This window comes from Salipaludibacillus sp. CUR1 (assembly GCF_021028955.1).
Taxonomy (GTDB): domain Bacteria; phylum Bacillota; class Bacilli; order Bacillales; family Salisediminibacteriaceae; genus Salipaludibacillus.
This window is the reverse complement of sequence record NZ_JAIWPE010000025.1, coordinates 113195-123897: the sequence shown is the minus strand read 5'-3', so window position 1 is coordinate 123897 and position 10703 is coordinate 113195. Positions and strand designations below refer to the sequence as shown.

The following is a 10703-nucleotide window of genomic DNA, read 5'->3' as shown; positions in this document are numbered from 1 at the left end:
AATTATGAGACTACTTCATACGGCCGATTGGCATATCGGCCGGACAATCGAGGGCAGGGACCGGCACAGTGAACATGAAGCCTTTTTTGAAGAACTTACAGAGATAGCCGAAAATGAAAAAGCTGATGCAGTGCTGATGGCCGGTGATGTATTTGATTCAGTAAACCCGCCTGCAAAAGGAGAAGAATTATTTTATGAAAGTATGGCACGTCTGTCAGATAATGGCAGGCGGCCGGTAATTATCATATCCGGAAATCACGATCATCCCGACAGGCTTGCGGCAGCCAGGACGATTCTTAAGAATCATAATATTTATATTCAGGGTCTGCCGTCTTTAATGCCGCTCCGAATTCCGGTGGCGGGCAAGGAGACATTTCTGAGTATAGCAGGTCTTCCTTATCCATCAGAATCACGATTAAAACAGAGCTTTTCCGAATTAAATGATGAACTTGTTCTGAGAGATGTCTACGGGGAGAAAATCAATGAGTTCTTTAATCGCTTAACAAAGGACTTTTCAGAGCAGGATGTAAGAATTGCGATGAGCCATCTGTTTGTGGCGGGAGGATCGGGAACTGAGTCAGAGAGGCCGATTGAAGTCGGCGGAGCTTACACTGTAAAAGGCACCCAGCTCCCTAAAAACGTCCAGTATACGGCATTAGGGCACTTGCATAGACCACAGAATATCAAGCATAGCCAGGCGCCAGCCCGTTATTCAGGTTCCCCGTTAGCCTTCAGTTTTTCAGAAACAGGCTACACGAAATCGGTGACGATGGTAGAAGTAGATCCCATGCAGGATGCCAGGATTACGGAAATCCCTCTATCTGCGGGAAAGCCTCTTGTTAAATGGAAAGCTGCTGGTGGAATGGAGCAAGTGCATAAATGGATGCTGGAGAGAAAGGATAGCCATGCGTGGATCGATCTTGAAATCCATATGGATGACATTCCGTCTATGGAAGAGATTCATAGACTTAAAAAAGAATATCCCGGCATTTTGACAATCCGGCCGGTGTTTCCGGATACTGAGGAAGACAGTTCTTATGAACGGAAACATGTGGCGATCGATGAACTTTTTAAACAATTCTATGAAAGGCAGACAGGCGGTGCGAGTCCTGATGAGGAATTAACACGTCTATTTCTGGAATTGGTTAATGAGGAAGAGGAGGAGCAGGGGCAATGAGGCCAATTGAGTTAACCTTACAAGGTTTACACAGCTTCAGAGATAAACAGACAGTTGATTTCTCCAGTTTATGTGAAGGAGGAGTTTTTGGTATTTTCGGTCCGACGGGGAGCGGGAAGTCCTCTATTCTGGATGCAATGACTCTCTCATTATACGGAAAAGTTGAAAGAGCACCGGGCAATACGCAAGGGATACTAAACCATGCGGAAGAACAGCTGGCCGTATCATTTACTTTTTCACTGGGAAAAGGCAAAAAGGAAAATACTTATAAAGTTGAAAGAACGTTTAAACGGACGAAAGAGAACGGATTGCGCCAGGCTACAGCCCGCTTGATAAACGTTACAGAAAACTCTGCCGTTATTGCTGATAAAGCAGGTGATGTAACGAAAGAAGCTGAATCTCTTCTTGGATTATCTATCGATGATTTCACACGGGCAGTGGTGCTTCCGCAAGGGAAGTTCTCGGAATTTCTGTCATTAAAAGGGACAGAGAGAAGGAAAATGCTCCAACGCTTGTTCCATCTTGAAAAGTACGGAGACGAATTAAATCAGAAACTGCGCCACAGACTCGTTTCTGCCAGGCATGAAAAAGAACTGATTGAAAAAGAGCAAGCCGGTCTAGGCGAGGCATCTATACAGTCTTTAAAGAAAGCTGAATCTCATGTGGCTCAACTGCAGAAACAAATTAAAAAGCAGGAAAGAACGGTTGAGGTTACGCAGAAAGACTATGAAAAAGGCAAACAGCAGAGAGAATGGCATAAACAGCTTCAATTATTGGAAAGAGAACTTGCTGAGCTTGAAAAACAAGTGCCTGAAATTGCAGAAAAGAAAGAAAATATTAAATTGGCAAAGGAAGCAAATATTCTTTTTCCATATATCCAGGAAGTAAATGAAAGTGACGAGCAGCTAAATCACTGGCGAAAAAAAGAAACCATAGCGCAAGAACAGCTGAAATCTGTTAAACAGAAAGCTGAAGCCAGCAAACAAACATATGATAAAGCATTTAAAGAGCAGGAAGAACATGAAGTTCCGATTAAATTATTGCTTGAAAATTTCCGCCAAATGGAGGGCAAACAAAAAGACCTCCAATACCGTCAAAAAGAAGCAAATGAGAAGAGATATAAATGTGATGAACTGAGTAAGGATATTGAAAAACTGAGTGAATCACATAAACAGGTGATGAAAAATAAACAAAAATATGAGGAAGTTCAGGCGAACCTGAAAACACGCCTTGCTGAAACGGAGCCTGCCACTGAAGAGAAAAATCAAATGAAGGAAGCGGCCGATAAAAGATATAAGTTGAAATTCCTTGAAGGTCAGATAGAAGACACTAAGGAAAGACTTGAAAAAGCCGGAAAGGATTACGGGAAAGCTGAGGCTGCAGTTGATTCAGTGAATAAAAGTAAAATGAACCTGTCAGACAATCTTAAGGAGCGGTTCAGGCAAATCAGTCTGTGGTACAACTTTGTTGAAGACAAAAAGACACTATTAGACACGCTTAAAGCTGGCTTAAAGGAAATTCAAGAGCGTGAAAAACAAAATTATTTTAATTCTGCTGTCAACGAATTAAGACGGTCTCTTAATAAAGGAGAGGCTTGTCCCGTCTGTGGTTCGACAGACCATCACTTGTCTGTTGAACCGGCACATATGCAGGCAGCAGCAGCATCCGAAATTCAGGAAGCTGATAATTATGAGGCTTTAGAAGAAGAGATCCGGTTGGCAGAAAGGCAGTTTGAAGAATCTGTCTGGAGGCTCGATCAGACGGCAAAACAAGCCCCTTTTGCGGATCTTTCTCCTGATAGGCATGAAACGGACGAATCACAGGATGTCCTGCCTCCGTTGGAAGACTCCCGTTTTCCTAACGCGTGGAATGAATGGAAAACGCAGTGGGCAAGCCAGAGAAAAAGTATAGATAACTTAATCAGCCGTTTCCACAGTGAGATTAAAGAATGGACAAAAATTAACGAAGAGACTTCAGGAGAAAATCTGATATTACAGCAGGCTAAACAGAGATACAGTGACCTGGAAAAAGAACTTGAAGACAAGCGTGCTTCTTATAAACAGGAATTGGCTGATTGGCAGAAACAGTTCCCGCAGATTCCTTACAACGAAGTCGAACAAATACTGAAAAAGTTTCATAAAAGAGAAGAAGAGGCAGAAGCAACAAGAAGCCGTCTGGAAAATAGTGTCCCTGTTATAGATGAGTGCCGGTCTAAGGCAGAGAAAGTTAACGAACAGCTTCAATCCTGTAAAGTGGAGTATTCCAAATATGAATCTGAATATAATGAACAGATAAAGAGAATAGATGAAATCAGTCTGGAAATTGAGACTGTTACCAAGGGAGAAGAGTTAAATCCGCTTATTCAACGCTACGAACAGAAGCTTAATAATTTAATAGCAAACACATCAAACGCAAAAGAGCATCTGGAAAAGGCAGAAAATGAGTTTAGGAATACTGAAACGGCTTTAAATGAATGCAGACATGCGATTAAAGAAGCAGAAGAGCGCCATGCCAGAGCATTAGCCAGGTGGCGCGATCAGAAAAAAGACTCGTCTTTCACTGACATTGACGAGGTGCAGCATTACCGCCAGCAGCCGGAAAAACTGCAGCAATGGGAACAGGATATTTCCGGGCACGAAGACAAATATAAAGAACTCAGCATGAAATATAAAGAATTACAAACCAATTTAAACGATGAATACCTGACAGAGGAAGATTTAACTGTGCTGGAACAGCGTTTCAAGGAAGCGAAAGTGGAAATGGAACAGCTTCGCACCTCACTGGGAGCAGCTGAACATCAGCTGGAAGACATCAAGCAGAAAATGGAGAGGTATGAAAGCCTTGAAACAAAGAGGAAAGAATATGAGCATATGTTAGACCAGCTTACTAAACTAGATAAAGTGTTCCGCGGGAAAGAGTTCGTAGATTTTATTGCAGAAGAACAGCTGGTACAGGTCAGCAGGCTTGCTTCAGAACGCTTAAGGGTTCTGACAAGAGGGCGGTACGCTATAGAAGTGGACTCTGGCGGAGGATTTATTATGAGAGATGACGCTAACGGCGGGGTTAAACGTCCGGTGTCCACCTTATCGGGCGGAGAAACCTTTCTTACCTCACTTGCATTAGCCCTTTCTTTGTCAGCTTCTATTCAATTAAAAGGGGAACATTCTCTTGAGTTTTTCTTTTTAGATGAAGGGTTCGGAACACTTGATCCTGAATTATTGGAGACCGTAGTATCTGCTCTGGAACAGCTTCATACAGACCATCTGGCTGTAGGAGTCATCAGTCATGTCCCTGAGTTAAAAGAACGACTTCCAAGAAAACTTCTTGTTACCCCGGCTGAACCTGGAGGAAAAGGCAGTACAATAAAATTGGAAAACCTATAAAAAAAGTTTGTGAAATTATTACTCTCAAAGTCTGATAAATCAGGCTTTGAGTTTTTTTATGAGAAAAGCTGGTAATTTTTTTTTGAAAAAAGGTTGCAATTTATTTCTCCTGTTATATAATACAATACATAATAGAAAATGTTATATAACAGCCGGGAGGAGATGATACACCAATGAAAGAATTAAAGATTTTAAGAGAACCGCCTGAAGGCTGCGGTTTTTTGCTCACAGAAGAAGCGCTGAACTTTGTGATGAAACTCCACCAGTCCTTCGGGGAAGAAAGAAAACAGTTATTACAGCAACGAGGGGAAAGACAGCGTGAGATTGACAGTGGCCTTCTTCCTCATTATCTTGGTGAAACTAAAGAGGTAAGAGATTCTAAATGGACTGTTGCTCCTGTACCTGAAGATATTCAGGACAGAAGAGTAGAAATAACGGGTCCTACAAGCAACCGGAAAATGGTGATAAATGCCTTAAATTCCGGAGCCAAAGTGTTTATGGCTGACTTTGAAGATGCTAATTCACCTTCATGGCTGAATACACTTCAAGGACAGAAAAATATGTACGATGCCATTCGGCGGGAAATTGATTTTACGGCTGATAATGGAAAAGATTATGTTTTAGCCGAGAATCCAGCCACGTTAATCGTAAGGCCAAGAGGCTGGCATTTGGATGAAAAACACGTGAAAGCAGGAAATGAATTTATCTCAGCTTCACTGTTTGACTTTGGATTATACATTTTCCACAACTCGGTTGAATTACTGAAACGTGGGTCGGGGCCTTATTTCTACCTCCCGAAATTAGAGGGATATAAAGAGGCAAGGTTATGGAATGACGTATTTACCTTTGCTGAGAAAGAGCTCGGCCTGGATCACGGCACGATTAAAGCTACAGTTCTCATTGAAACACTTACAGGCTCTTTTGAAGCCGATGAAATCTTATATGAGCTTCGTGATCATAGCGCAGGTTTAAACTGTGGAAGATGGGACTATATTTTCAGTTATATTAAGAGGTTAAGAAACCATAAAGAATTTATACTGCCTGACCGTTCTGAAGTGACAATGACAGTCAACTTTATGAGAGCGTATACACAATATGTAATCCAGACATGCCACAAACGCGGGGCCCACGCCATTGGCGGTATGGCTGCCCAGATTCCTGTTAAAGATGACCCTGAAAAAAATGAAAAAGCGATGCAGAAAGTCAGGGAAGATAAAGAGCGGGAAGTAAAAGACGGCCATGACGGGACATGGGTTGCACATCCAGGGCTTGTGCCGGTAGCGATGGAAGTATTCGATGAACATATGCCTCAGGCCAATCAGGTCAGCAGACAGCGGGATGATGTGAATATAACTGAAAAAGAGTTACTGGCAGTACCAAAAGGCCAAATTACAGAAGAAGGCGTCCGGTTAAACATCACAGTATCGCTTCAGTATATGGAAGCCTGGCTTAGAGGGCAAGGAGCTGTTCCAATATTTAACTTAATGGAGGACGTAGCTACTGCTGAAATTTCCAGAGCCCAGCTGTGGCAGTGGATTAACCATCCTGAAGGGAAATTGCCTGATGGAGAAAAAATTACTGTTACGCTCGTAAAAGAGCTTATAGAAGAAGAAGTGGAAAAGTTAAAAAAGACGTTTGGGGATGAAAAATTCTCAGCTGGTAAATTCAAAGAAGCCGAACAGCTGTTAACCTCAATGATTGAGAAACAAGATTTCGAAGAATTTATGACAATTCCAGCTTATGAAGCGATGATAAAACAAAAGGAGAGTGTTTAATATGACTAAAGAACAACAAATAAACAAAATTGAAAATGAGTGGAACAGCGAGCGTTATAAAGGAATTGAAAGACCATACAGTGCTGAAGAAGTTTATCAGCTTCAGGGATCCCTTCAAATCGAGCACACACTGGCAAAAAGAGGTGCGGAAAAATTCTGGAAAATGGTTAATGAAGAAGATTATATTAATGCACTGGGTGCATTGACAGGAAATCAGGCTGTACAGCAAGTGAAAGCAGGCTTAAAGGCCATATACTTAAGCGGCTGGCAGGTAGCCGCGGATGCTAACTTATCCGGCCACATGTACCCGGACCAAAGTTTATACCCGGTAAACAGTGTGCCTCAGGTCGTTAAACGGATTAACCAGGCTCTGCAGCGTGCAGACCAGATTGAACATAGTGAAGGCGGAGCTCAAAGAGACTGGTTCGCTCCGATTGTAGCTGATGCTGAAGCTGGCTTTGGCGGACAGCTGAACGTCTTTGAGCTAATGAAAAGCATGATTGAATCTGGAGCCGCAGCTGTTCATTTTGAAGATCAGCTTTCTTCTGAGAAGAAATGCGGTCACTTAGGCGGTAAAGTGCTGCTGCCTACACAACAAGCCGTAAAGAACTTAATATCTGCCCGTCTGGCTGCGGATGTATCCGGTGTGCCGACAGTTATTATCGCACGGACAGATGCTAATGCGGCTAACCTGATTACAAGCGATGTAGATGAATATGACCATGAATTTATTCATGGAGAAAGAACCCCTGAAGGGTTTTACCGCACACGGGAAGGCATCGACCAGGCAATCAGCCGGGGACTGGCTTATGCACCATACGCAGATATGATCTGGTGCGAAACTTCTGAACCGAACTTGGAAGAAGCTCAGAAATTTGCTAATGCCATTCATGAAAAGTATCCAGGCAAACTGCTTGCTTATAACTGCTCGCCTTCGTTCAACTGGAAAAAGAAACTTGATGACGAGACAATTGCGAAATTCCAGCAGGAACTTGGTAAGATGGGTTACAAATTCCAATTTGTTACTCTTGCTGGTTTCCATTCACTCAACCACAGCATGTTCGAGCTTGCAAAAGGGTATAAAGAAAGTGGTATGGCTGCTTACTCTAAACTTCAGGAAAGTGAATTTGCTAGTGAGAAAGACGGTTATTCCGCAACTAAGCACCAGCGGGAAGTAGGTACTGGATACTTTGACAGTGTTGCAACAGTTGTTTCCGGCGGCACATCGTCTACAACAGCACTTAAAGGATCGACAGAGGAAGAACAATTCACGACATCGTCGTAATCCGGCTTTTTAGAGATTATTAAAGTAACAGAATAATAGATTTTAATAATCGCAAGATCGAGGTTGGAATAAAAGAATAGTAATCATAAAGAACAGCCGAACAAAATTTTCGAATTTTGTTCGGTTGTTCTTTTTTAGAAAAGGAGTGATTTCAGTCCGCCAGGCGGACGCTTGCCCAGGGGCTTGTCCTTTTAATCTGCCGGTTCACTTCCGGCGAAGGCTTACCCGAGGGCTTGTCTTCAACTAACTTTCCCGAAGGATTGTTTCGGGAAAGTGGATTTTCAGACTTCGCCAATCCTCTGGGTGTCCTCGCCTTCGTTCACTGGGAAAATAAAGTATTGAGCGGTGCGTTTTTTCTAAGATGATTGGCTAAATTTCACTCAGCCTGGAGCTTCTTTAAATTGGATCTTCAGCCTTAACCCCTGTGGCGTCGCCGCCTGCTGTCCTTTAATCAAAAAAGCTAAAAATTGATGATGTTCAAAAAACACGAGACGCCTGCAGGAAAAGCATGTTCTGAAGATCCCGCAGGCGCTTTTTGCCGAGGAGCTGAAGAGATGCCTGCGGCAAGCGAGTGTATTTATGAACCTCATCTCAACTTATGGTCTATTGTGAATTCATTGTTCGATTATCCTGGATTTAATTTAGGTTTGTCCCAGTTTCTTTTTTATTAACCGCTTTCATAAAATCTCTTTACAAAATAAAATCATATTATTATCATCAAGTTAGTGGAAATGTCACCAGTTTGCCACCAAAAACAGCGTGTGATTGTTTATAATAAATATATATAAAGGGGAGAATATGAATATAAGAGGGGGGAGACAGATGATTTTATATGTTTTAACCGAGGAAGAGTGGGAATTTGCCCAGGAAGAAGAAGAATATTGGCCAGAAGATTTTGACGACAGGGGCTACATTCCATGCGCTAATCCCGGTCAAACAGAGCATCTTGTCAATGAGCTGAATCTCACTGACGAACCCTTAGTACTTTTAACTATTGATCCGGATAAACTGGAAAGTGTGATTATTTATGAAGATGTCCATGAATGTGGAACAATGTCGCCTCATATTTACGGTTATATAAATATAGATGCAGTGACAGGCACCGAGCATTATGAACTTTCCAGACATCCTATGCCTTCCTGATAAAATAGTAAAAAGTACAAAAAGCGCCCCCTGAAAAGGGAGCGTTTTTTTATTTGCGGCTCTGTTTAACTTTGCTGCTGATGATAGATCACGATTTAGTCTGACAGAGCTTTTATTTTAACTTTTTTACACAGTTTTTGTCTTCAGTTTAAGGTACTCATCGTAAGTGATTTCTTTATCGAATACACCTTCATCGCGGATTTCTATAATACGGTTCGCGATAGACTGATTAAACTGATGGTCATGGGAAGTGAAAATAAGTGACCCTTTAAAATTAATCAAACCATTGTTTAAGGCAGTAATTGATTCTAAATCCAGATGGTTTGTAGGTTCATCAAGAAGGAGAACATTTGCACCGCTGAGCATCATTTTAGAAAGCATGCAACGGACTTTTTCTCCTCCGGAAAGGACACTGGCTTTCTTTTTCGCTTCTTCTCCTGAGAAGAGCATACGTCCTAAGAAGCCGCGCAGAAAAGTTTCTGTCTGGTCTTCAGGTGAATACTGGCGCAGCCAGTCGACAAGGTCTAAATTACATCCCTCAAAGTAAGCAGCATTATCTTTAGGGAAATAAGACTGCGAAGTAGTAACGCCCCACTTAAAAGATCCGCTGTCAGGCTCTACTTCTCCCATTAAGATCTGCATTAATACTGTTTTAGCATTTTCATTTGGTCCAACAAGGGCGACTTTATCATCTTTTTTCAGCGTAAACGACACATTATCGAGAAGTTTTTCGCCATCAATTGTTTTAGTCAGTCCTTGAACGGATAATAGATCGTTTCCTATTTCACGGTCAGGTTTAAACGCGACATATGGGTATTTTCTGGAAGATGGTTTAATATCATCCAGTTCAATCTTATCAAGAAGCTTTTTACGGGAGGTGGCCTGTTTGGATTTAGAAGCGTTGGCACTGAACCTCGCTACAAAGTTTTGTAACTCTTTGATCTTTTCTTCTTTCTTTTTATTTTGTTCCTGGGCCATCTTTAAAGCAAGCTGGCTGGATTCATACCAGAAGTCATAGTTTCCTACGTAAATCTGGATTTTTCCAAAGTCCACATCTGCAATATGGGTACAGACATTGTTAAGAAAGTGACGGTCGTGGGAGACGACAATAACCGTATTATTAAAGTTAATTAAGAATTCTTCAAGCCATTGAATTGCTTCAATATCCAAGCCGTTTGTCGGCTCATCGAGAAGAAGAACATCAGGGTTTCCAAACAGCGCCTGGGCTAAAAGTACTTTAACTTTTTCTCCTCCGGTAAGTTCAGCCATTTTTTTAGCATGATATTCTTCGGTAATACCAAGACCGCGTAATAAAACAGCTGCATCAGATTCGGCTTCATACCCGTTCATTTCTGCGAATTCACCTTCAAGTTCTGCTGCTTTCATACCGTCTTCATCAGAGAAATCAGGCTTCATATAAATCTCATCTTTTTCTTTCATAACCTCATACAGCCGCTCGTATCCCATTATGACAACATCCAGAACGACTTGGTCTTCATACTCAAAGTGATTCTGTTTAAGAACTGCCATTCTGTGTCCGGGAGGCAAATGCACATGGCCTGTTTGCGATTCCACTTCACCTGACAATACTTTCAGAAAGGTTGATTTGCCTGCTCCGTTCGCGCCGATAAGCCCGTAGCAATTTCCAGGGGTAAATTTAATATTCACATCTTCAAACAGCTTCTTGTCTCCAAAACGTAAGCTGACATCTGTTACATTAATCATGTTTATCTCATCCTCTTCGTTAAATTACGTTGAAAATTATAACATCAATAGAGTATAATTACGAGTTTCTGCTCAAAGAATCTTGATGTCATATAGACAATATCGAATGCTTATACTGTTATACATTCATAAATCGGGAGTTTTGAAGCAAGGGACTTCAAGAATTTCTTTTATAAAGCGCTTTAAAAAGGATCCAGCTTTATTATGGGGAGATT

General features: G+C 41.7%; 7 protein-coding genes. 6 read left to right on the top strand and 1 reads right to left on the bottom strand.

What is annotated here, in order from left to right; all coding sequences use genetic code 11:
• Positions 1-4 precede the first annotated feature (4 nt).
• The 6 genes from K8O68_RS06150 (at position 5) to K8O68_RS06125 (ending at position 8763) form a co-directional block, all read left to right on the top strand.
• Positions 5-1177 carry an exonuclease SbcCD subunit D gene (locus tag K8O68_RS06150; protein WP_230896043.1) on the top strand — a complete coding sequence of 391 codons (1173 nt, stop codon included), beginning with the start codon at positions 5-7 and terminating at the stop codon, positions 1175-1177.
• Positions 1174-4560, top strand: coding sequence for an AAA family ATPase (locus K8O68_RS06145; protein ID WP_230896042.1), 3387 nt, complete (start codon positions 1174-1176; stop codon positions 4558-4560). Before K8O68_RS06150 ends, K8O68_RS06145 begins: the two co-directional genes overlap by 4 nt.
• A gap of 173 nt (positions 4561-4733) precedes the next feature.
• Positions 4734-6335 carry a malate synthase A gene (gene aceB / locus K8O68_RS06140; RefSeq protein WP_230896041.1) on the top strand — a complete coding sequence of 534 codons (1602 nt, stop codon included), beginning with the start codon at positions 4734-4736 and terminating at the stop codon, positions 6333-6335.
• A gap of 1 nt (position 6336) precedes the next feature.
• Entirely contained in the window at positions 6337-7620 is a 1284-nt protein-coding gene (gene aceA, locus K8O68_RS06135; protein ID WP_230896040.1) for an isocitrate lyase, read from the top strand.
• 470 nt (positions 7621-8090) lie between these two features.
• Positions 8091-8291, top strand: coding sequence for a hypothetical protein (locus K8O68_RS06130; protein ID WP_230896039.1), 201 nt, complete (start codon positions 8091-8093; stop codon positions 8289-8291).
• Between the two features lie 151 nt (positions 8292-8442).
• A complete protein-coding gene (locus tag K8O68_RS06125; protein WP_177174360.1) occupies positions 8443-8763 on the top strand; it encodes a DUF952 domain-containing protein in 321 nt (106 codons plus the stop codon).
• A gap of 126 nt (positions 8764-8889) precedes the next feature.
• On the opposite strand, the gene K8O68_RS06120 is transcribed toward K8O68_RS06125, so the two are convergent.
• Positions 8890-10488, bottom strand: a complete 1599-nt coding sequence (locus tag K8O68_RS06120; protein WP_230896038.1) for an ABC-F family ATP-binding cassette domain-containing protein — start codon at positions 10486-10488, stop codon at positions 8890-8892.
• Positions 10489-10703: the final 215 nt, after the last annotated feature.

Bases quoted from the DNA above. Each gene is read 5' to 3' on its own strand.
- K8O68_RS06150 (WP_230896043.1), top strand. From the start codon at position 5: ATGAGACTACTTCATACGGCCGATTGGCATATCGGCCGGACAATCGAG.
- K8O68_RS06145 (WP_230896042.1), top strand. From the start codon at position 1,174: ATGAGGCCAATTGAGTTAACCTTACAAGGTTTACACAGCTTCAGAGAT.
- aceB (WP_230896041.1), top strand. From the start codon at position 4,734: ATGAAAGAATTAAAGATTTTAAGAGAACCGCCTGAAGGCTGCGGTTTT.
- aceA (WP_230896040.1), top strand. From the start codon at position 6,337: ATGACTAAAGAACAACAAATAAACAAAATTGAAAATGAGTGGAACAGC.
- K8O68_RS06130 (WP_230896039.1), top strand. From the start codon at position 8,091: ATGATGTTCAAAAAACACGAGACGCCTGCAGGAAAAGCATGTTCTGAA.
- K8O68_RS06125 (WP_177174360.1), top strand. From the start codon at position 8,443: ATGATTTTATATGTTTTAACCGAGGAAGAGTGGGAATTTGCCCAGGAA.
- K8O68_RS06120 (WP_230896038.1), bottom strand. From the start codon at position 10,488: ATGATTAATGTAACAGATGTCAGCTTACGTTTTGGAGACAAGAAGCTG.